This is a genomic window from Cupriavidus taiwanensis (assembly GCF_900250075.1).
Taxonomy (GTDB): Bacteria; Pseudomonadota; Gammaproteobacteria; order Burkholderiales; family Burkholderiaceae; genus Cupriavidus; species Cupriavidus taiwanensis_C.
Map to the genome: position 1 here is coordinate 83512 of NZ_LT977072.1, position 21459 is coordinate 104970.

16 protein-coding genes and 5 pseudogenes are annotated in these 21459 nt (G+C 53.7%); 14 read left to right on the plus strand and 7 right to left on the minus strand.

The features are described 5' to 3' along the window. Positions 1-6 precede the first annotated feature (6 nt). Entirely contained in the window at positions 7-912 is a 906-nt protein-coding gene (locus CBM2588_RS29150; RefSeq protein WP_231942366.1) for a hypothetical protein, read from the plus strand. Beyond that, a complete protein-coding gene (locus CBM2588_RS29155; protein ID WP_115683834.1) occupies positions 912-2339 on the plus strand; it encodes a radical SAM protein in 1428 nt (475 codons plus the stop codon). Before CBM2588_RS29150 ends, CBM2588_RS29155 begins: the two co-directional genes overlap by 1 nt. Before the next feature lie 537 nt (positions 2340-2876). On the opposite strand, the gene CBM2588_RS29160 is transcribed toward CBM2588_RS29155, so the two are convergent. Next, positions 2877-3152, minus strand: a complete 276-nt coding sequence (locus CBM2588_RS29160; RefSeq protein WP_115683835.1) for a hypothetical protein — start codon at positions 3150-3152, stop codon at positions 2877-2879. A gap of 574 nt (positions 3153-3726) precedes the next feature. Here CBM2588_RS29160 and CBM2588_RS29165 point away from each other — a divergent pair. Together CBM2588_RS29165 and CBM2588_RS29170 are read left to right on the plus strand one after the other, a co-directional pair. After that, positions 3727-4041, plus strand: a complete 315-nt coding sequence (locus CBM2588_RS29165) for an H-NS histone family protein (protein WP_115683836.1) — start codon at positions 3727-3729, stop codon at positions 4039-4041. A 508-nt stretch (positions 4042-4549) separates the two neighbouring features. Next, positions 4550-4861 carry an H-NS histone family protein gene (locus CBM2588_RS29170; protein WP_115683837.1) on the plus strand — a complete coding sequence of 104 codons (312 nt, stop codon included), beginning with the start codon at positions 4550-4552 and terminating at the stop codon, positions 4859-4861. A 433-nt stretch (positions 4862-5294) separates the two neighbouring features. Here the strand turns inward: CBM2588_RS29170 and CBM2588_RS29175 are convergent, their stop codons facing one another. Both CBM2588_RS29175 and CBM2588_RS31720 read right to left on the minus strand, forming a co-directional pair. Next, entirely contained in the window at positions 5295-5663 is a 369-nt protein-coding gene (locus CBM2588_RS29175) for a hypothetical protein (protein WP_147298459.1), read from the minus strand. Positions 5664-5734: 71 nt separating this feature from the next. Then, a pseudogene (locus tag CBM2588_RS31720) lies at positions 5735-7617 on the minus strand (alkaline phosphatase family protein); the annotation flags it as partial. 236 nt (positions 7618-7853) lie between these two features. On the opposite strand from CBM2588_RS31720, the gene CBM2588_RS29185 reads away from it, so the two are divergent. Both CBM2588_RS29185 and CBM2588_RS29190 read left to right on the plus strand, forming a co-directional pair. Beyond that, on the plus strand, positions 7854-8141 hold the full coding sequence (locus CBM2588_RS29185; protein WP_231942345.1) for a hypothetical protein: 288 nt from the start codon (positions 7854-7856) through the stop codon (positions 8139-8141). A gap of 401 nt (positions 8142-8542) precedes the next feature. Next, positions 8543-9385 carry a sterol desaturase family protein gene (locus CBM2588_RS29190; RefSeq protein WP_115683838.1) on the plus strand — a complete coding sequence of 281 codons (843 nt, stop codon included), beginning with the start codon at positions 8543-8545 and terminating at the stop codon, positions 9383-9385. A gap of 350 nt (positions 9386-9735) precedes the next feature. Here the strand turns inward: CBM2588_RS29190 and CBM2588_RS29195 are convergent. Further along, positions 9736-10038 (minus strand): annotated as a pseudogene (locus CBM2588_RS29195) (IS481 family transposase); the annotation flags it as partial. An 860-nt stretch (positions 10039-10898) separates the two neighbouring features. Between CBM2588_RS29195 and CBM2588_RS31725 the strand changes: the two are divergent. Both CBM2588_RS31725 and CBM2588_RS31210 read left to right on the plus strand, forming a co-directional pair. Beyond that, positions 10899-11037 (plus strand): annotated as a pseudogene (locus CBM2588_RS31725) (IS3-like element ISKpn18 family transposase); the annotation flags it as partial. Between the two features lie 340 nt (positions 11038-11377). Further along, positions 11378-11612: pseudogene (locus tag CBM2588_RS31210) on the plus strand (IS5/IS1182 family transposase); the annotation flags it as partial. Between the two features lie 72 nt (positions 11613-11684). Here the strand turns inward: CBM2588_RS31210 and CBM2588_RS29200 are convergent. Together CBM2588_RS29200 and CBM2588_RS29205 are read right to left on the minus strand one after the other, a co-directional pair. Further along, positions 11685-13283 (minus strand): pyridoxal-phosphate dependent enzyme, encoded by a 1599-nt coding sequence (locus tag CBM2588_RS29200; RefSeq protein WP_231942367.1) that lies wholly within the window; start codon positions 13281-13283, stop codon positions 11685-11687. Between the two features lie 33 nt (positions 13284-13316). Next, the gene (locus CBM2588_RS29205) at positions 13317-14198 is read right to left on the minus strand and encodes a GHMP family kinase ATP-binding protein (RefSeq protein WP_115683840.1); all 882 of its coding nucleotides are present in this window, start codon (positions 14196-14198) and stop codon (positions 13317-13319) included. Positions 14199-15058: 860 nt separating this feature from the next. Between CBM2588_RS29205 and CBM2588_RS29210 the strand changes: the two genes are divergently transcribed. The 3 genes and pseudogenes from CBM2588_RS29210 to CBM2588_RS29220 form a co-directional block, all read left to right on the plus strand. Continuing rightward, positions 15059-15493: a hypothetical protein gene (locus tag CBM2588_RS29210; RefSeq protein WP_147298460.1), complete on the plus strand. Its 435-nt coding sequence runs from the start codon at positions 15059-15061 to the stop codon at positions 15491-15493. Beyond that, the gene (locus CBM2588_RS29215; protein WP_115683841.1) at positions 15490-16698 is read left to right on the plus strand and encodes an MFS transporter; all 1209 of its coding nucleotides are present in this window, start codon (positions 15490-15492) and stop codon (positions 16696-16698) included. Before CBM2588_RS29210 ends, CBM2588_RS29215 begins: the two co-directional genes overlap by 4 nt. Before the next feature lie 596 nt (positions 16699-17294). After that, a pseudogene (locus CBM2588_RS29220) lies at positions 17295-17952 on the plus strand (IS5 family transposase); the annotation flags it as partial. Here CBM2588_RS29220 and CBM2588_RS29225 read toward each other — a convergent pair. Further along, a complete protein-coding gene (locus CBM2588_RS29225) occupies positions 17949-18284 on the minus strand; it encodes a hypothetical protein (RefSeq protein WP_115683842.1) in 336 nt (111 codons plus the stop codon). The pseudogene CBM2588_RS29220 and the gene CBM2588_RS29225 overlap by 4 nt on opposite strands. A 576-nt stretch (positions 18285-18860) precedes the next feature. Between CBM2588_RS29225 and CBM2588_RS29230 the strand changes: the two genes are divergently transcribed. The 3 genes from CBM2588_RS29230 to CBM2588_RS29240 all read left to right on the plus strand — a co-directional run bounded on the left by CBM2588_RS29230 (position 18861) and on the right by CBM2588_RS29240 (position 21453). After that, the gene (locus CBM2588_RS29230; RefSeq protein ID WP_147298461.1) at positions 18861-19067 is read left to right on the plus strand and encodes a hypothetical protein; all 207 of its coding nucleotides are present in this window, start codon (positions 18861-18863) and stop codon (positions 19065-19067) included. A 163-nt stretch (positions 19068-19230) separates the two neighbouring features. Continuing rightward, positions 19231-19539, plus strand: a complete 309-nt coding sequence (locus tag CBM2588_RS29235; protein WP_147298462.1) for a hypothetical protein — start codon at positions 19231-19233, stop codon at positions 19537-19539. Positions 19540-20253: 714 nt separating this feature from the next. Then, on the plus strand, positions 20254-21453 hold the full coding sequence (locus CBM2588_RS29240) for a M24 family metallopeptidase (protein ID WP_115683843.1): 1200 nt from the start codon (positions 20254-20256) through the stop codon (positions 21451-21453). The last annotated feature ends 6 nt before the right edge of the window (positions 21454-21459 follow it).

Consider the following 21459-nt stretch of genomic DNA (forward strand, 5'->3'; position numbering starts at 1 on the left):
TACTGGCTGCACGCAATAATAAAAAAAATGATGGATGATAATGGGGATCTCGGTACGTGCAATTATTATTATAATGAAAGTTTATTCGCCAGTCGTCCGAATCTATTTCGGGAAATCAAAAAAACTTTACGCTGTCGGGAAATGTCCTTTTCACTATTCGGTGGTTTTCCAGACGGGAAGGGCTTCGCTGTTGAGCGCAGGTTCTACGACAAGGTCGGTGGCATCGAAATCTTCTACCAACTCAAAAGCGGTAAATTTGTGGAACATCTTTCCGATGATTGGGATTTTGGGATACGAGTCGTTGCATGGGGTGGCAAACCGGTTTACGCCCGAGATTCCCGGGTAGAAATTAACAGTCGTCGGGTTGATACTCTGCTTGACGAGGTCATCACGGGCATCGCCTATGGTCAGGACGGTATTATTATCATGAAGGACGTCCGGACAGAAAAGGGACGCCAAAATATTGCGCTGAAAGATACGACCCCCGAACAGTCACAAAATGCCTGGCTCAGCTCAATAAAAGACTATGTTCCCAAGAATATCATTCTGCCTGTGCTGCTTAATCCACATCTTTTGCTGGAAAATGCACGTGTTCGTGAATTCTTCACTGGCCGCGCGGCAGACCAGCTGTACCGGCGTCTCGAGGAAATTAAGTATGAAACTCGCATGATCGACTTTAAGTCTATCCATTCCTATAAAACGTCATGCTATCGACTTTATTTCGAATTTCGTGATGAGATCTTTAGCGCCATGCGCCGAACCATTGGCGAAGATATCGGCTTCCCACCACCATTGCCAAAGTGTTTCGATGTTGTCAAGCCGGAAGACTTCAAGCGTTTTGTCTATTACTTTTGTGAGGACCGTGAATCCGGGGAGGCACATAATTATTTCGCGAACGGTGGAGTTTTTTAATGAACAAAGCAGCGCTAGATTCGTTGAATGACGTCGATGTTCGCTATCCTTTGCCGCGAGTATATGATTTCCTCTCGAGGCCGGAAAATAGTGAATTTCTAGATTACGTATTTAAGGACACATTCGGCTGCCATGTTTTTCCCGGTGATATTCTTAATTACCCATATTATTCTTTTTTGGGTGATATGGAGCGAGAGATAAGTAAGGCTAAACAAATCCATCTTTGGTCATATATTCCAACTTGTCGCTACCGTTGCCACTTTTGTGCATTCCCCACCGTCATACTCAACCCACAGGTCGACTCCGCGCAGACTGTGTTCCGGGATGTGGTAGATAGTAATATAGCAGAAGCAAGGCATTGGCTTGAGAGTATCCCAGGCCTTCGCCGAGCAGAGGTTGGGGAGTTTAATATCTTCGGTGGCACGCCATCACTACTTCCTCAGCGCGAACTGCGACGCTTAGTGGATTTTTATCGATGCAACTTTAATTTGTCGGCTGCATCGATGCGGTTTGAAGGTGATCCGGGAACGCTGACTAAAGAATATTTGAGTTTTTTAAAAAGGATAGGTTTTTCCAAGATCAGTTTTGGCGTGCAGTCTTTCAATGAGCATATTATCAAAGCATCCGGTCGTGCGCATTCAGCCCGCGCTTGCATGGAAACCGTTCATGACGCACGCGAGGTCGGTTTCGATTGGATTAGTGTCGACCTTATTTATGGACTCCTCGGGCAAAGTGTCGATGACGTGAAACGGGACATGGAGAAGGTTCTAGAATTGGGGCTCTCTCATGTTGTCTGCACCAAGCTGCACATCGGTGAGTTTATGAGAAGACGCACCGGTGTTTCCGGCGAGCGACAAAGTTTGTGGCAGAAAAGAAAAATTTTCGCTAATAAGGGAGGGTTCCCTGGTTTAGGTAAGCAATATCAAATGCGGGAGCTTGTGGAACAGTACTTGTCCTGCAATTATCTGGAGCATCCCACAATGTACTTCCATCATAGGAATCATCCCCCCGAAAAATGGAAGGGATTAGTCACTGATCTTGGTAAGCAGTATCCAGAGGTGGCTATTGGTTTGGGTGGTAGCTCGAAGTGTACAACAGCCGAAGCTATCAACATAACTGGATACAGTAGATACAAGGAAGCACTTGGCAAGCATCGCTTGCCCATTGAAGACAGCCGAGGCATCTCCCGGGCTCATGGTGAAATTAATGCGTTCAAAATGGCCTTGTCGACATTAGTCCCAGTGAATGATGATGTGTTTAAAGAACGTTTTGAGGGGCGGAGTTTTTTTGCCAATCCGAAGATCAATCGTGCGCTGAATGCGCTGGTGGGAAAAGCACTCGTCACCGTTGACGATAATATCGTTACTTTGACTCCAAATGGCGTGACCCTCGTGGAAGCGGTGATTAACACGCAGTTCGGCGCCTAAGCGCGACTAATACAACTTGCCGACTGGCCGGGCGCAGATGGCAATGCAGGGAGGTTAAGCAGGCGAAAAGTATCGAGGCTACCTATATACTGCCCCGTCTTGATATTGGTCCGCGGCACAAGCCGATCAGCACCAAAATAATTCTCGCGCAGTGGTCCGATTCCTTCTGCTAGCAACCTTGAGCAAGCAAGGCAAGGTGACTGCATAGCTTGTGCTCGTCGAGCTACCCGCGCCAAAACGCACGAGTACGCGAACCTGGCTTGGGCCGTTGCTTCAACCGGCTCGGCAAGCTGCGGAGTGGCACTTACGGCACTTACGAACTTCAACGCTATCGCGCCAGCGGACTGGATCTCGTCGTCACGGGCGATCCTGCTGTGGCACATCGTCTAATCTCGAACGCGCCGTCTCCGTCATCCTCTATGGCGACAGCCTCTGGCTGCAAAGCAAGCGCGTCGAGAGGGGCGGATTCCGACCGCTACGCTCCCGTGCGGCGACGGCTTAGGGTTTGTGATGTTGGCGCCATATTCGTACAGTACCCTAATCCGCGACTCGGCCCGCTGCCTTGAGGATGTTGTAGCTGGTCGTGCGAGACGGCACCTCTCCCTCGCCAAACCGCTCGGCTAGGCGCTGCTGAATCCAGTTCCTTGCTCGCCGGGCCCCGCGGCGCCAGGATCGCTCCGCGGACGCCTTCATTGGCGTAATCCACTTGTAGCCGGTCTTGCGGCTGATGCCATAGCGCTCGCAAAGCGAGCTGTCGCTGTCCGAGCGGCGCAGATGCTCGGAAATGAGAGTGAACCCGATGCTGCCGAGCATTGGCTACGCAAAGAAGCAAGAAACTTGGATCCAGCGAATTTTGTATTTACATTGCTGGAAGCGCTGGTCAGCCATATCCGACAATGATGAGAATACTCGGATCGAACGCAGACCTGTGCGTCTCCGCTCAATCCGATTCTCCTACTCCGTCGGTGCGAGATGGACTTACTATTCCATCCCAATCCGTGGAGACGAAGGAACCGAACCGGCGTTGTCGCGCATGAGGCTAGGTTGAGCTGGGCCAGGGATATCAGCGTGCTGTAGCATGCCCAGACAGATCACTTTAAGTGCGCAATGGTTGCTTGTGGAGCAGGGCATCGGTCCCTTTTTTTGGCTAGCGTGGGAGCCGATTTCAGCGGATCAGGTAAGCACACGCGCGCGGAGGAGTACCGTTGACTCCGAGAAGGGGGAGAGTCTCCATCGCACCCATACGGTTCAAGTACCAGCGGCACGGCAAAGCGGCCCCGGGATTTGAACGGTTTGCAACATTTTTGTAAGGTAAGGAACAAAAAGAACTTGCGGACTGACTTTAAAGTGCGTATAAGTCAAACGTCAGCAATAACCGGAGGCGCAAATGGCAACATATAAAGAACTGATAGCGCAAAAGCAAGCGATCGAGGCCCAGCTTGAAGAGGCACGGGCGAGCGAGGTTGCCAGCGTCATAGAACAAATTCGTGATTTGATGGCGCAATACGACCTGTTGCCCGAAGATGTTGCGCCGCGGCGCCGTAGGGGACGGCCAGTCGGTGTTGCTTCAGCACAGCGCGAAAAGGCGCCGCTGCCACCCAAGTATATGGACCCCAAGACCGGGAAGACTTGGTCCGGAAGAGGTCGAGCACCGGCATGGTTGGGCAAACGGCCTGAACGTTTTTTGATTCCGCAGGAGTGACGACACGTACAGGTGCTCAAATGCCCGGTCAAGCTAACGCTTGAAAGCGGGCATTTCGTAAAACCATTAAGCGGACGTGGCAAACGGGCTTTAGCTAGTCTGCCACATTGTAGTGCGCACAAGTACAATGACTCTAACCTGAGATTGGCGCGTGGCCGTTAGTCCGTGACGAAGAATCGTGTAATGGATCCAGATTCGAGGCGGCCGCCTTAAATTCATCGCAGGCTAAACTGTAGCCGCGCGATGGACTGCATCAATCGCGAGCCTGCATTTCCCTTTCCAGATTTCGCCGCGCTCAGCAAGGCGCATTATGCTACCACGTAGACGCTTTCACTATGCGTTCCGCCCCTGTGCTTCAGTGATGTCAGTGTACCCGGCCCTAAGTAGGATGAATTGAGTTGTGCGACTACGTTGCTGGCTCCCGGCTAAGTGTTCAAGAATGGATTCCTTGCAGGACTCTCTTAAGTTGCGTAATAGGTCATGAGTAACTGACCAATTGGAGATCGAAATGGCAACATATCAGGAATTGCTAGCTCAGAAACAGGCGCTGGAAGTCCAAATCGAAGAGGCCCGTGCCAATGAGCTTTCGAGTGTTATCGAACAGATTCGCGGATTGATGATGCGCTACGAATTGTCCCAAGACGACATCGCGCCTCGCCGTCGTCGCGGCCGCCCTGCCGTTGTGGCCGCCTCGCCCGAAAAGAGGTTACTGCCTCCGAAGTACATGGACCCTAAGACGGGCAAGACGTGGTCGGGGCGTGGCCGAACGCCGGCGTGGCTAGGTAAACGGCCAGAACGCTTTCTGATTCCCCAGGAATAAACCTCCGAGGACCTGAAGGAATTTTGGCGGCGAGGGACCTCCTCCATCCCCTGCCGTCGAAGCCATGCTTCTTACGACATTTGGAGTCGTCGATGCCTGGCAAATTGTGTAGTATCACCGAACGAGCCCAGCGCTTATAGTTCGACAACACATAGGCGTCTGTTGTTCTTCACGCTCGAAGCCGCGATGAGGACATGGATGGGTGCAGGCCTGGCTCGAAAACATCGAGCTTTCAATGCGCGCGCTTTTACACCTAAATTTTATAGTTTCAGACTATCTTGCCACACAACGCTCATCCGATCTAAGCTAATCCGCATCGACGTCTGCGTTGACATTGGGACCCATTGGCGACGATAGCTCACACAGAATTTGTTGGAGCGCGCGGGCAAATCTACTGATGATGCCCTGCGTGAGCGCGTACCAGGGCAAGACGTTAATGGCGCCGCGATCCTGCCGGTGCACGAGTAAGGGCGAGTTCGTAGCGTCCAATTGGATGCCGCAGGCCATGTGCCAAGTAAAACCAGTCGCTGATATGGCCAAGACGAACTAAGTTGATGCAATTAATACGAGTGGTGATGCGCTTGCTGTAATCGACCACTGTCATTTGGTACTCGAGTGAGTTGGCTGCAATGCGGGCCACATATGTATCGATCGCCCGATCGGTCTTACGTCGCAATCGGGTCTGATCATCCCTCCATACCTGCAACGTGTGCATCCCATCCTTGCTTTGGAATGTAGCACGGTAAAAAAGCGCGGCCGGCTCAGCACGGGCACCAAAGGCCGCGTCGAAGGTTGGCGCCAACTGTCCAGCTTCGCAATCTGGACCGGAAAAGAGCATACGAGTGCAGCGCTGGCTAAGAGCGCCCCCCGCCATTATCGACGGAAAGCCTTGGCATAGTCGAAGTACCGATAGGTCTTGCCGTCGACGATCAACTCCTTGACGGCTAGCTCGATAGAGTAGGTACCCTGCGTAAGCGCCAGATCCTTCGTATTACCGGTCGGGTCGGTGGGCAGTTCAAAATTCAGTGCGGGCGCCAGCGCGGTGCTGCAATGGTTGCGGGCTTGATCACAGGGGTACACAAGCTTGCCGGTGCCTGTTAGGGCTTCATTAAGAATGCGGCCGTCGGCCTGCGTCCAACAGATAAGCCACCGTGGGTGCCACGTCGACATTGCCAGTAGGGTTCGAGATGACAGCGCTAGTGCGGAATGATGGCCCACTGGCAATCAGCGTGTTATGCACGTCGGTACGGCCGAAACTACAGTGTATGCCGCCGTAGCCTCCGGCGCTTTCGAACTCGTGCCAGGCATGCCTTGAACCGCGACCTCGTCATCCCAATTGAAGCTGACTACCACGTCAGGTTGGATGTTATTTTGCCGCTGTGCATTCTCAAGGTTGACCTCGACATCGGGAGGGTGCCCGGCAGGAAACCATAGCGATTGTCGATAAAGATAGCACCGTACTCCTCCCGTTGCCGCAGGAATTTGACCAAATTCTTGATAGTGCTCGAATCGTGGCTGGGCACGTAGAAGTAGTCGGATCCACCGTTTGCCGCAACCACAATGCCGTTTGCGGGTAGGTTGCCCGGTGACGGCCCTTGAAACTGGCCACCGGCGTAGCTAGTCCTGCGCTGATCGCTTGGAACTTTGTACTCGGCGAGCCGCAAGGGTGACTTTGGAATCTATCTTTACCGGCACGGTCGGCCTGCCGTTGGCCTGCAGTCCATACAAAGTCGAGGTCGTGCAGCCCGAACCATCGTAGGCCTTAAAGCCCCGAGAGGTGCAGGTCTGCCGAACGCACATCCCCCGAGAAGGAGAACCCGGTGTCTGATAGCGGGCCGATTGCAGCCATGTCTGTGCCGCTGGTAGAACCGTTGACATGAGTGCCTGTCGGAGGCCTGCGCAACGCGTAATCGCACGCAGCGGATACAATGACAAGGGGCCCGATACGCTCGTATGGCCATCATCGGAAACGATGACTAAGTTTGTGCTGGCGTACAAGCCGTTTGTCTTGAGCGCGCTGATAAGTTCTCCCAAGCGTTGATCCTGAGAGCGTAGTCCCGCAATTGCTTTGCGGCGAACCGGGGCCATAGCCGTGTTCCCCGTTGCCGGGTGTGCGGAACCAGATTAGCGAAAGCATGGGCTGCTACTTTGGCAGGATGTAGTTTGTGTACACCGAAAGCATGTACTTGTTGGCCGCATCCTCGGGCGCACCCTGAGTAGTGTCTGCGCCGCGGCAACGGCTATCACGTCATTGGCGGAGTCATAGGTCGTGGTATTGAAGGTGACATAGCCGGCGCGCGCTGTCGGGTCGTCATTGTTAGCCGTCAACGTCACCGCTTCGGCTGGGGAATAGCCGAACCGCGTGTTAAGCGGCAACGCAATGCCAGTGTTCTGCAACTCCGTCACCAAGCTCCGCGGCTGCACTGTGATTTCGTCCAGGAAATAGCCTCCTTCACCGAGGTCTTGGATGTAGGCGGCTCCCGACTTGCCGATAGTGGCAGTAGAGAGACCTGCGGCCTGTGCCGTGGCAAACAAACTCTTAATTAGCAGTAGCTGGTCGCCGTAGTAATTTCCAAGTATCGACAAAACCTGGTAGTCCTCGGTGAAGATTGGGTTGACGTAATCAGCCTCGGCGGCGGTTGTCGTGGCTCCATTTGGCGTAGCGCGTTTACCTGAGGGGATGCTGTTAGATGCACCTCGCGTAGTGGTAATGTATTGACATAGAACCCGCTGGTTTTTGGAAACGACCCCGTCGACAATATCTCTAGTCCTTTAGATGCAGCGATCTTGAGCTAGCATAAAACTATAGCAGCTTCATGGCCGGCGTTTGACAAGAAACTTCTTCCATCTAGTTTTAGTCTTCTTCACAGACAGATAACTTAGTTCCAAGCTAAACGCTCCATGCCTGCCTGGAACCGCTTCCGGTCGAAGATATCCTCAACTAGCCGTTCTCGCACTTGGGCCGAAAATTGGAGGTCTTGCATTTTCGACTTTGAGTTTTACGGCTATCGTATTTCAACGCGCTGATCAATACAAGCAATGCGAGCGAGAACGATCCTGTCGCACATCGTCCCAGACCAAGGCGTTCTTCTTTGCGGTCAATCCGTCGGGTGGCGTAACGGTATTCAAGGCCGGCATCGGCGAGTGCAGCCTGGACGGGCTCGTTTCCAATCTTGAGCGCATCATGTACTCGACCAAGACCGATGCCCAGTACGATGTGGCGCTGGCGGCCTTCAGCGACCATCCGGATCCGGTCGGGCCGATGCTACATTGGGTCTGACTACACTGTCAGGATGGCCCCGGCCTGTTCAACAATCTCATCGAACTGTGGCCCCGCGTCATAACCCATTCGGCCTTATGGCGGGATTTTCTGAGATTCCGGCGTAGACCAGAACTGCGGAGGTGTGAAAGCCATTTGCGATTCGAATGAGTCCCATCCAAACAATCGATTGCCAAGTTTCGAGAAACGTCGACCTATCCGTGATAGATTCAGTGACGGCAGATCTCTGTGTGTGACTGCTCCATGGAATGGATATGTCAAGACTGCTTGGTTTTACGCGCACGATCCGGGCGAAAATGACTTGTGCGACATACCGCATTTCCATTGACCTCAAATCGCCACCAGAAAGCATGCAGCCTCGTTGACGGAGTAGAAAATTGCACCTTTTTGATGTAAATCAGATGGCCGAGTTTTTCGTAAACTCGTTCAAGTTCGTAGCGATATTCGCTACCGTCTGTGTCGCGCTCGAGCTGATTTTTCCGGCTTATCGATACAGTTTTGCGTCATATGTTCGCGGGGTACGAAATTGGATCATTCGCCTTGGGTTCGCTGCAGTTGTCTGGCATGTCTACGCTGTGGGTCTGGAGTGGTTAGGGGTCAAGCCGCTTCTGACGGTGAATTTCGGGACTTTGTTTCACTCTGACAACGCAATTATTAGCGCGGGCTTCGGCGTTCTTTCAGGCATTCTAGTCGCAATTGCCGCTGATTTCTTCCGCTACTGGATGCACCGCGCACAGCATGCTATTCCATTCCTGTGGCGCATGCACGCCACCCATCATTCTATCCGCGAACTGACGGCTTGGAATTGTGCTCATCACTTATCCGAGCCGCTTATTTATGCTTTTTTCGTCGCGATGCCGCTCGCTCTGATCCACTTCGAATCTGGGGTCGTGCCAACTGTTGCGCTGACGCTGATTGCCTTTCAGGTCCACTTGTCTCACTCGAGCACGCGTATTAATCTTGGGCTGCTACGATACATCGTCGGGGATGGCCAGTTCCACCGTATTCACCATTCAATGGAAGCGCGTCACAGGGGCCGAAACTTCGGGACATTTACGACGCTCTGGGACACGATTTTCCGTACGGCGTACTGGCCGACAAAGGATGAGTGGCCGGAAGTTGGCCTCGCAACCCAGTCTGAACCGATCACGGTGCGCGATTACCTTATGTTTCCTTTTGACCAACGCCGCTGGCGTAAAGCGACGGTCGGAAGTGGCGTACGTAAGGTTGAGGTTATCGATTAAGCGCGGTGAACGCCTCATTGAAGGCGTGCCGCACTTTAAACAGGTAAATTTTTACAGAGGTCAAAATAAGTTTTTCGGTTTTCGCCCGGAAATTCAGAACAATGTCAAGTTGATGCGAGCAGTGGCGTGAAGAAGGTCAGGTCGCCCTATCACTGTTTCTGATTCCGGCAGCGGTCATCAGCTGCGCCATAGACGGCTGTCTCCGATTCAACCTGAGCCTGTGCGATGTCGACGAACTGCTGTTCTAGCTGTGAAGCGTCAAAACGTTATTTCTCGACGCTGGAAATCGGCACATTGGGGCAAGGCCGCCGATGCCGTATGTGATCGGTGCCAGTTATAGTGTTGCTACCAACCGAATCGCGGCGGTTGCCGGTCACGTGGTGGCTGGGCCGCTCAATGCGACTGAGCTTCTTGGTGTCGATGTGCGGCAGGTTACCCGAAGCGGCGTGTTCATAGCACATGACGGGCTCGCGTGGCAGCAGATCGGCGAGCCGGGACAGGCCAGCGTGCGCGAGCACCCGGCTGACAGTGGATTCGGAAACACCAACACTGCGGGCGATTTGCCGCTGGAGCATCTGCCGTTGGCGCCACTCGAAAATCAACTGGGTCTTGGATGGGTCAATGGTCCGCGGGGAGCGGCTCGGCCGGGACGAGTGTCAGGGAGGAACTAATATCCGTTCTTCCCGCAGAGTTCGCCCCCTGAAAGGCTTCAGAGGAATTTTGCACCGACACAGTCGCAGGCTATAAGTCCATTTATAAAGACGCCATGTTCAGGAGGCTGGATGTCTTTCCCATGCTAGACGAAAAAATCCACTATCTCTCCTGGCACTCGGGAACGACGCTGACATCCGCGAGAAACGTCCTACGAGCGAAAGCGTGTCCGACAGGAACGGGCGCAAGCCTTCGAGATCTGGCTACGCTCGGCGCTGAGCAAGGTATCGTCCAATAGCGATACCGCGAAGGCGATGGGCTGCGCATTGAATCAGTCGACAGCACTAATGCAGTATGCCGGCGATATTTGCGATCGAGATTAACAATAACGCTGCGGAGCGGACGTTGCGGGCCGGCTCTCGGTATAAAGAACTACTTGTACTTCGTCTCGGACAGTAGCAGCGAACGCGGCATCGCCGTCTATTCGCTGGTGGCTGTAGCCAACCTGAATGATCTCGATTCGGAGGCTTACCTTCGACGTCTTTGCTCGCCTCCCCCTTCACTCGCGTCGCCGAACTACTGCCATGGGCCAAGGTTGTACAGTCCGCTCGGACGCCGCTTGAAAGTAACCTTCTTGTCACGAACGCTGACGGACGGGCGGTTGTCCTAGCCCATTGGAGCACTCGAGAGATTCAGGCCGTTGCCAATGCGCTGAATAGCAGACCCCGAAGAATCGCTTGGTTGGCGACAGCCGCCAAAGCCGTAGATGAAAATCTGTAATCTGCCCAACCATGTGTGCTTGCGACGACCGGTCTAAGTTGCCCGGTAGGCGAGCGATGAATATTCAGCCATGCACAGGTAGCATCAGGGGATTTGCAGCATGAGCCGAAAGGGAAATTGTTGGGGCAATGCGGTGATGGGGCGGCTCTTCCTGAACCTCAATATGGAGCGTGTGTGGGAGTCAATAGGCTCACCATGACGAGGGTCGACGCGACATGACCTAGTAGCCCGCTTCAAAGTTGGCAGAGCAAGCTAGTCGATCGAACGGTGATTCAACCACGCCGAAGCAATCTTACTCATGAGCATCTTGATTTTATCAGCGATAATCGTATGCTGTTAACGGCAGTTCAAGAATGTACATCTCGCCTCTAATGAAGTGCGTGAAAGAGGGAATGTACGTGCAAACCTGACAAGTCGAAATCCTGAATACCCAGTCTTGAGAATGGCGCTGTTGCACAATTTCGGGTTCGGTTGGGGCTGACGTTTCGCCCAATGGCTGGAACAGGGTCTCTGTTAGCTTCTGAGGCGGTTTCGTAGTTTTCTTGGACTTTTTCGGGGGCGATGCGGAAGGACAACCAGCAGCAAGTCGAGCCCCACGGGCTACCGTGTCAAGAACTGGGCGCAGTTCGACAAGGGATTGATAACCCGAGGAGATATCTCGAGGTGGGTGGGGCAATTGCTCGGACCGCCGGCTAACCCTGTCGCCCAATCGTGGCCACGCGCTAGTCTATATGGATGCGCTGTCCAGGATCTGCTCGCTCTCAAGCAGGGGTTTCCGCTGCCGCTGCCGTCTCTACTTGTGCAACAACGATCTTGAAAATAATTGTGATTGCTTTTGGAATGAGCGTATAAGCGCGGGCGGATGCGTCTATCTGAGTTTAAATTCAATAATATTCTGAAGTCCGGCGGGCCCACAATAATTTATACCGGTTTCTTGAAAGCCGGAATTGAGATATGTTCTCATGGCTATGGAGTTACGCTTGTTGACAGCCAGCATAAGACGATTTACATATTGTCTATTCGACAGAATCCAATCTACCGCCAATCCAGATGTCGCCTTACCATATCCATTGCCCTGATATGGTTGTCCAATACGGAAGCTATGCATAGTGATAGCGTCTGATGACGCCCACTCCGGCAACGCGTCCCTTTCACGCAGGACAAAAAAACCAACTATTTCATCACAGACCACAACCGCGCATGGGTGCTCATTCTCGTGATGAGAACTACGTTGAAGTTCAAGGAACACCGTATACAACGGATCGACGAACTGCCTCTGCTCGGGCTTCACGTCGAGGTGGGAAACCGACGCGCAATCGTCACGGGATAAAAATACCAGCCTAGCGTCGCGAGCCTTTTCGGTAGATGTAGTAGCCCTGTACTGTCGGTGTAAATCCCGCTCAAGCGAGGTACTGTCGGACACTCGTCGCGGAGGCGTGTGAGAATTCGTGGACACTTGGCTAGTAAGGACTTGGTCGAGCGTACGCCCGCGCCACGCATAGGCAGACCACACGTTAATCTCTTGGGTGGGTGCGTTAACCGCCACTGGTTCTTTAGGCACCGGTGCAGGCCATCCAGGTACGGATGAGAGCCAGTTTTCGTCATAGACTGTCTCGACATACCGATGACCCTCATCCGGGAAAATTGCGACTACCTTTTTTCCAGGATTTTTTCTTGACCACCAGTCGGCCACTTTGTACGCTGCCCCACTAGTGGGGCCCATGAACAATCCGTAAAGTCGATGCAACTGATGAGTTGCATGAAAAATCTCGACGGGCGTTAGCCAGTGAACTTCATCAAACTGGGTATGATCTACATTGGAGGGTACGAATGCGCCACCAAGGCCGCTGAGGGATATCGGTTTTCCGCCGTGTTGCCCAAACAGGACAGAGTTCGGAGTGTCGACACCAATTGCGTTCAACTCAGAAAACAGTGTTCGAATAAACGTGGCCGTGCCGCACATCGATCCGCCTGATCCAACAGGCCCCACCAGACAATCAATTTTTCCCACTCTTTCGATTAGGAACTCCGCAATTTTCCCGTAGGAAATCGGATTATCCATGTTGGAGTACTGTGAGGGCCAATAGCTGCCGGGGATCGCCTTTAGGTATTCGGCGAGCCTGTTTAATCGCGCTTGCTGAAGTCCGCCGGAGCGCGCCGGTTTGTCTACAATTTCAACCTTTGCTCCTAGTTCTAGAAGTCTTTTATGAAGATGCCGATCGAGTGCCCAGTCACTCACGAGTATGAGGTTGTATCCATACTGAACAGCAAGCATGGCTAAAGCGAGGCCAAAAGTTCCGGATGATGACTCGCAGATAGTGGCGCCTGGTTTTAGCAAACCTTGATCCGATGCCCGCTCCAACATAAATCGCGCCGGTAAGAGCTTCATAAGGAAAAAACTTGCGCCATACAAATCGTCACTCAACTTAACGATTCGAGGATTTTCAAAATCTTCCAAATTCCTCATTACATTTATATTAGCCATTTTTCGAAATCGCCTTTATGTGTGCACGATAAACGATTCAAAGCCTGAGCGCCTCAGCTCACGGGTGGACAATTCGATACGCTCTGCGGAGCTGACGTCCGCAGGGTCAAACATCAAACCAAAAACAGTTCCGCTGTGGGCAACTTGGACTCCTATCGCGCCATGCCGGAGACCGATCTCTTCCAGCCTGTCAAAGTGGGGATTTCGCAAGAACCTCTGGTTGATCCGGGCGCTTGCCGTAGCAACTCGGCCGAGCAAGTTGAGATCGGAAGTGTTAATCGCTTGACGCAGGAGAGCCCGCAGTGAGCGAAACTTCTCAATCTCTACTTGGTTATAATCGGCGGGTGTAAATGTAAGTGTGTCGACGGCCTCTGTTTCTGCTGAATCAATGCTGATGAGATCGACATTGGGAATTGGCCTTTTGAAGGCCTCAATTACCAGCCCCTCGCGTTGCGCAAAAAGCACGGCGGGATGAGAAAAGATCGTGGAATCACATGCAGTCTCTGCCGCCACCGCAATTTGCATTATACGATCAAGTGACGCTTGAATATTTAAGTAGTCAAGCACGGCCAAGATGGTTGCCACTACATCTGCAGTAGAAGATCCCATGCCGCGGCCGATGGCGATGTTGCTTGTAATTATCACGCTTCCGCCGACTCTCGTTTGTGCGAAGGAATCTAGCGTAAGCTCAGCAGCACGTTTCGCCTTTATGCAACGTTGTGGGCTAACAGAAACGCGAGTTTCTTCATTGGCTAAAAAGCTCACCTTTGACCTCAGGTTGGGACAAGGTAGCGAAACCAAGCCACGGTGAAGCTTCTTCGATTCGCTTTCAAAAACTCCCTGGAGAAGCTCGCCGTGATGCCCAATGGCTTCACCAAAACCTTCTTTAAAATGCATAAGGAGCCTATAAATTTCGGTTTAAAGTTATTGATAGGCGGAGAAACGGATTTTTCAAACCGATATCCGCGAGAAAAAACTTCTCGACCATAAAGAAGATGTGATATATCGGCAGCCGAAAAGTCGAAATCGTGCTTGCGCCCATCGATTGGATGAAGCATTTATGCATGGATCACAAGAAACTGATAATACATGCCGGTTCTCCCTGGGCGCATGGTAGTGAAACGGTGACATCACCGCGCTCTTTACGCGAAAATCCCTAACGCATACTCGGCGTGACCCGTGCTTGGATTCGTCCTGTTGGGCGATAACTCGCCGGTCGGCGCCGAGGAGAGCTACGCGTTCAGAGAGCGGTAATGGTCCAACACGTCCGCGGCGCGCTCGCGGCGGCCGCCCTCCAATTTTGGTACCGGGAAGGCGGGCCGCGCTCGACGTGCACTCCAAAATACGCACACGCTCTAGCTCTACTATTCTCGTCATGTGACGAGTCGGAACGGGTCGCACCTATTCACCTCGATCTGATGTGTTCATTGACGCTCGAAATTGAACTGCGAGCGGCAAATGCGAGATTCGTGCCCACTCCTTTTGAGTTCTGACCATACGGAAGCTAGACCGCGTCCCGGTTAATTTTTGTTACTGAGGTAGACAATCAAGGCCGACAACCGAGTCATATTGTGTCGTTGTTACGACAAGCTCATTCGCTCGCCGTTCGGAATCGGTACAAGGCGCGGCGGAGGGAATAGAAGTTGCGAGTAGCACCTTGGCCGCATTCGGATCGTCGGTGTGGGACGACGTGGTCCGGTGGAGCAAAGGGGCGTGTGAAACCGTCTCGAGATTTGGGGGATAAAGGGAGGAAGAGCATGTCAATCCATCGTGAGCTTGAACCGGTCCTCGCTGAACAGGTAAGCGAGGCGTTTAAATTTCAGGTGTCAAGGGCGGAGTGGGTGCGCCGCATGGATGTAACGGGGTTTCCAAACAGCAAAATGGCTGAGTCGACATGGATTGGCGAACTCTTCTCAAGCGATGTTCTGATTCATGGAGGTCTCGCACTCACAAAAGCTCGTGACGTGTTGGTCGTCGATGCGGGGACTCCGAGGCTCCCGCACTCATCGGCATCGTCAGCTGGCCCGTATCGTACGACGTTGCTGTCCAAAACAGTGAGGAACCGGCGGAGTTTGGCTTTCGCATATTCTCAAAGTACGAAGGCTAACGTCGCCGCTAAAGACAGCCTGCGGGTGTCCGGGGCGCGGCATCAAGCTCTCGCCCAAAATTTTCTCAGGAAGGAAATCTTGTGACTTCCTTCCTGACGCGTGCTTTTCCGGTATTTGCTGAGCCTCTCGTCGGACGCTTTCTCGGCGGTCAGCTGGCGTCCAATCTCGGCCATTGGACGCTGAACATCACGCTGACTTTGCTGTTGTGGGACCAGACCCACTCAGCGTCCATCATCGGTGTGCTCAATTTCCTGCTGCAAGGACCGATGCTATTCGTGCCCATGTTGGTGGGGCCACGCCTTCAGCTCTCCACTATTCGAGCAACGACCTTATGGATTCTGAGCTGTTCCTTGGGAATATCTCTGGTATTCTTGCTAGGCGCGATTGCCGGAACGCTAAGCGTACTGTCGATCTTCTTACTGGCGGGCCTGTTGGGCTTCGTGCTGGCCTTGGAGTGGCCCGCGCGCCAGCTGCTTCTCACTTCCTCATTGCGCGACCGTTCGCTGCTTGTCGATGCGGTCGCTATGAACTCCCTCGTCTTCAACGTCGGACGTATGGCCGGGCCTGCGGTCGCTGCAGTTCTGTTCGCCCGGTACGGCGCGATCGCAGGATTCACCTGTAGTGTCGCAGGTCTTCTGATCATGCTAGCCGCCATCCAGAGTCTGCCGAAATCACGGTCCGTCGAAGCAACGCCGCGGGAACATACCAGCATCCGCGACGTGTTCCAATTCGCCGAACACGATGAGTTCGCCAGGCGCTATGTGCCAATGCTTGCATGCTTCGGCCTGTTCGTCAGCTCCTATCAAACCATTATCCCCGCGTTGGCGGCGTCGGAGTTTGGCTCCGCCAGCCGCTACACCGGCGTATTCTCCGCGTGCGCTGGCGCAGGTGCGCTTTTCTCGGCGCTTGCGCTTGCTTCCCTGAGAAATTCGCGCACCGACAGAAACGCACTCAGTTGGACCCCCTGGCTGAGCGCGGCAGCATTGTTTGCCGTCGCAGCATCCCGGAACGCTATGCTAAGTGGGGCCGGTTTTTTCCTCATCGGCATGGCCCTGTCGTATTCAGTGACCGTCATCAACTCAACTCTGCAGCGGCGTTGCCCGATACATTTACGCGGTGGCGTGGTGGGGCTGTACTGTCTTGCCTTATTGGGCGGCATGCCTCTTGGACACCTGCTTATGGGGTTTATAGCCAACTGGCTCGGAGCAAAGCAAACACTCTGTGCAATGTGCGCGGCGATGCTCCTGTCGCTCTGGATTATTCGTGCCTCGATGCGACAAGTTGGGTAAACAGTCTAGGGTCACTGGTTACCAATATGGCCCGAATTTATAGACATGGCCGCGAGCCTGCGAATCGGACAGCGGTATACGCCCACAGTCATGGGCGATCTGTTTCCCTTCCCGGACTAAGCACGTTATTTCGATATCTTGACACCAGCGTATGGGCTACAGTTCAGGTCATCGGCGGCCGATATGCATGTCATTAAAGGAAATAATTGGTGCATGGCAATGCTGCGAAACCGGCTGTGCCCGCAGTGGACCTTACTGTCGCGACCGGCCCATGCGCTTACGCTCGAATTAGAGGGGGGGGTTTGGGAAGCGCTCCGGCTCGCTGTATCAGGGCGGCGAGCGTTCGCTCAACTGAAAAGCGCCGAGATGCGGTCGCAGAAACCTTTTGAACGCTAGTTGTGAAGCTTCAATACGTTGTATCCGTGGTTCATCCGAGCTGAGGCTGGAAACTGGAAGTCGCCAACACCCAGACTTCCAAGAGTTCAACCGGATGAACACCCATAAGAATGTCCGACTTACGTTTGCCCGTCGAGTCGAGATGGTCCAAGACATCACCGAACATGGCCTGAGTGCCGAGGAGCGCTGAACGGTATCTTGTATTGCAGACCGGGATTCCGTTAGAAGACTTGCCGCAGGAACTGGGCTTCGGCAGCGGCATGACCTGCTGGCGTCGGCTGCGCCACTGGCAGGCCAGCGGCATCTGCGAGCGCGCGCATCTGGCCCTGCTGACCCGCTTGCGCGAGCACGACCAGATCGATTGGAGTGGGGCGAGCATTGACTGCGCAGCAGTGGTCAGCCCCCGGAGGGGCGAGCAGACCGGGCCGAACCCTACAGATCGTGCCAAACAAACTCGGCAGCAAACACCATCTCATCGTAGATCGGCGGGGCGTTCCTCTGGCACTGACTGTCACTTGTGCCACGGCACGACTCGGTTGTCTTCGAAGACTTGGTCGATGCAATAACAGCAGTGGCTGGTTTGTCTGGCCGACTAACAATGCCGCCCTGACAACGCCGACAAGGGGTATGACTTCGCACGGCGCTGTCGCCATCTGAGCAAGCGAGACATCTTTCCCCGAATCGCACGCGCGTGGCATCGAGAAGAACGAGTGCCTTGGCAAACATCTCTGGGTTGTAGAGCAGCCGGGTTCGGCAAGCCGCGCATTCGCTTCGAACGCCGCCTCGAACATCCATATCGCTCTGTTCACGCTCGCCTGCGCTATCGTCTGCTCCCGATTCGTCGAGGAATTTTGTTAGCCGTTCTTCTCAAGAACGATTATAAGCACTCCTTCACGTGTCACGGTTGCTTCGTACCTTGCGATTCTATTGTTCGGCGCGAAAGTAACGCACGGCGTTCCTTGAGCATGACCCAACTTTGGGTCCACCGTATGCCCGTAGGGCGTCACTGCGCTCGCATCGGCCGGAACGCCTATCTCGTCGAGCGCGAGAGTTCTAGACTGTGTCGTGGGATAATCGTCGGATTCTTTCGTGGTGATGTGCCACGTGCCGTCGCTACTCTGCCACTTGACGGAGAATTTGAACACATAGCCGGTGTTGTTTTTTACGGCGATCTTTTGAACCTGGTCCATGATTCATCTCATGCGGAAAAATTCATAGGAAGAACATAAAGGCGTTCTCTGCTTAGCGGTGCTATGTATGTGTGCTATTGCATAACCCTGTTCTTTGGTCTCACTGCGTACTGCGTGAGAGTCTGCGTGACGGTGCCAGAGCGGCTATACATTGCGATATGTCCAACAGAGGCGCCGGAGTTTGGTTGCAGCTATAAGGTACATAATTTCTCCTTTGTTGATCAGATCGATATTAATCGCGGATGCACTTCTTCGACTATAGGAAAAGTTCGCGGGATCCCATAAATTTAGTGAACGCAATCTATAGGCGGATTTGATTTTGATCAAAACTGGTGCGCGAGAGTCAGAACCAGACGTTGATGGTGCTGGTCGAATGGGTCGGTAGTGAGACTGAAGCGTTCCTCGCTGTTTTGATCGCGCAGGTGCCGCAAGCAAGGCTACTGCTGCGAGTCAACTAGCGCCCCGAATACCGCCAGGACTGGGGCAGCCAGCCGTGTGCACACAACTGCAGTAGGAAAAGCTGAGCCCGGAGCCACAAATCCTGGTGACGGCGCTGCTCGGGGAGGTCCCTCGCTGATGCCGCTCAAGCAACTGATCTTGTCCAAGACCGAAGGCACCTTTTTTATTGAAGGAGTGGTCCAAACTCCGGCCGAGGAAGGCGCGTTGCTAGGCCACCCCCCGCCGCGCTATCGGATTGATAGGTTGTCGATGCCGCAAAAAGAATTACTGGCAGACGCTCGCAGTCATCGGCACCGAATTGCCTTCAAGGGGGCCGGCATGTGACGGGGCAGTCCGAAGCCGCGCTGCACCCGCTGCTGGTCGACCCCCAGGCGGGAATTTCATTTTCCGCTTACCCCGAGGTCGAATACGCGTTCAAACATTCGTTGACCAGGAGGTCGCGGGAAAGCCTGCTATCGGTTCAGCGCAGCCTGCTGCACGAGCGAACGTGCAGGCAATCAAGGCGCTGTTCCCGGACCGGCTCAAGGAGTATTGCAATGAGTTGGCACATCATTACAGGCAGAGCGGGAATGTGCCGAAGGCGGTTGAATACCTGAAGCCGGTAGGCAAAGCAGCGTTCCGCCCAACTCGAAGCGGTTGGCCATTTCAGAAGCGCGCTCGAACTGCTCAAGCAGCGCCTGACACGCCGGATCGGATCCAGGAAGAACTGACGTTGCTGCTCACGCTAGGCCCCGCGGGGGATGACCGCCCGCAGCTCCGGGAGGTGCTGACAATCTACGTGCGGGCCTCGCGCTGAGCGAGTAGGTAGGGGGCGCGCCGCAATGCTTCTCGGCGCATTCTACCTGCTGCGCTGTGAGCTCAATACCGCGCAAGCACTGGGTGAAAGGCTGATCGACCCCGCGCACGGAGCGCAGGATTCCAGCTGACTGAAGCACATCAAGTGCTTGGATCGACCGTGTTCCGCTTGGGCGAATTCAGGGCGGCCCGTGCCCACATGGAGCAGGCTTTGAGTTGGTTGCCTTGGATCGGCACATCTTTTGGCGATTGTTGACCGTGGAAATGATCGACAGGCCTCGCGCTTGCTGTTTGATGCGTAGCACCGGAGTTTTCGATTGGCGCGAAGCTGCGCCTGCGCACGTCTTCGGATGGCGGTCCGGCCTCATCGCCCCAGCGGCACGCTGTGCGGTCTCCAGATAGTCTGGGCCGCCCTTGGGCGCGCGTCGCATGAGCGCATTCTCATATCGGCCAGTTTCATTTCAGCCATATGTGGACAATGCACAATTTTTGGAAAACCCCGATCGCCAATTCAATAGCCATGGAGCTACGTAGAGGGGCATGCATGGCACTTGGTGGCACTCGCAAGGCAAGGCTTGACATGATTGTGTCAGCATAGCATACTAGGTATATCTAGATGACGTTCGCCACACCTCTAAGGACAGAGTTGGAAGGAGGCGACTTTGTTGCTATTGCGCCGTTCCCGCAATAGCGGGATCAGCGCGGAGAAATCACGATGAATCAAAATTCCATTCCTGTCAAAATCGCTCGCCCACTTCCGCCTGCACCCGATGTCCCTCACGATGAACTTGAGGCGCGCTTGCGGATTATCCGCAAAGAGATGGAGCGAGATCATTTCGACGTGATCGTCCTTTCCGATAAGAAGAACATCCAATATTTCGCAGATTTTCACACGCTATCTTGGGCGTACAAAGCTCGACCGGTCTTCGGAATTATCACCGCAAATGACTTCTTTGTGTTGGGCAGCAAGACCGAGTCAAAGAATGTCAATTTAAAGCCTCGAGCATTTACAGCACAATATTATGACGGATACCTCGCTGAGGCCGTCGAGCTGGTGGTGAATAGCATTTGCAAGTCCTGCAAAGGCATTGCGCCTAGAATTGGCCTTGATTATGGGCAGGATATGGTCGGGGTCGGTTCATTAGAGCTCGTCGATACGCTGAATAATCTGTCTTCGGGCGGTAAAGTGCTGACCGCTGCGCAGACACTCTGGCGCGTTCGTCTTATCAAATCACCTTTTGAAGCTTCGCTAAAACGTACTGCGTTCGCTATCGTAAATGACGCCTTCGATCGCGCCATTGCAGACGCGCGCCTTGGGATGCCGGAGTACGAACTTTACCAGCGTATGCAAGCTGAAATTTTTCTGAATGGTGCCGAAAGCGCTGATCAGATAGCGATGCTATTCAGTAAAGGCGATTTCGCCTATGGCCGCCAACCTAGTGAAAGGCGGCTGGAACCAGGGCATTATATTTGGACGGACTTTCGAGCAACCTATGGCGGGTACCCAGCGGACAGAAACCGTACCGCACGAGCGGGTGAACCGGAGCAGTGGGAAAGAGAGACCTACACGCTTATGCGGGATTTGACTCATGCTCTCGCGCGTTCCGTCAGAGGTGGCATGACGTGCGCAGACGTCTACGCCAATTTTGGCAGACTGTGGAATAAATTCAAGCCTGGTCAGTTATATGGGGCGGTCTCTCGAATCGGTCATGGTGGCGGCATGGACGTGACTGAACCACCATCGCTTTCCTCCAGTGACCACACCGAAATCCGCCCTGGCATGATCCTACATATCGAGCCAAAGCTAGAACGAGATGGCGCAGTGTTCCAATTCGAAGAAGTGATATATGTGCGCGATGATGGCGTTGAATTCCTATCAGCACTGTCGCCAGAAGTAATTCCCGTGATTCTTTAAATAAAG

Excerpts from the sequence above, each read along its gene's own strand:
- CBM2588_RS29210 (WP_147298460.1), top strand. The coding sequence starts at position 15,059 with ATGTCAATCCATCGTGAGCTTGAACCGGTCCTCGCTGAACAGGTAAGC.
- CBM2588_RS29200 (WP_231942367.1), bottom strand. The coding sequence starts at position 13,283 with ATGAGGAATTTGGAAGATTTTGAAAATCCTCGAATCGTTAAGTTGAGT.
- CBM2588_RS29240 (WP_115683843.1), top strand. The coding sequence starts at position 20,254 with ATGAATCAAAATTCCATTCCTGTCAAAATCGCTCGCCCACTTCCGCCT.
- CBM2588_RS29155 (WP_115683834.1), top strand. The coding sequence starts at position 912 with ATGAACAAAGCAGCGCTAGATTCGTTGAATGACGTCGATGTTCGCTAT.
- CBM2588_RS29160 (WP_115683835.1), bottom strand. The coding sequence starts at position 3,152 with ATGCTCGGCAGCATCGGGTTCACTCTCATTTCCGAGCATCTGCGCCGC.
- CBM2588_RS29230 (WP_147298461.1), top strand. The coding sequence starts at position 18,861 with ATGCCGCTCAAGCAACTGATCTTGTCCAAGACCGAAGGCACCTTTTTT.
- CBM2588_RS29170 (WP_115683837.1), top strand. The coding sequence starts at position 4,550 with ATGGCAACATATCAGGAATTGCTAGCTCAGAAACAGGCGCTGGAAGTC.
- CBM2588_RS29205 (WP_115683840.1), bottom strand. The coding sequence starts at position 14,198 with ATGCATTTTAAAGAAGGTTTTGGTGAAGCCATTGGGCATCACGGCGAG.
- CBM2588_RS29190 (WP_115683838.1), top strand. The coding sequence starts at position 8,543 with ATGGCCGAGTTTTTCGTAAACTCGTTCAAGTTCGTAGCGATATTCGCT.
- CBM2588_RS29165 (WP_115683836.1), top strand. The coding sequence starts at position 3,727 with ATGGCAACATATAAAGAACTGATAGCGCAAAAGCAAGCGATCGAGGCC.
- CBM2588_RS29225 (WP_115683842.1), bottom strand. The coding sequence starts at position 18,284 with ATGGACCAGGTTCAAAAGATCGCCGTAAAAAACAACACCGGCTATGTG.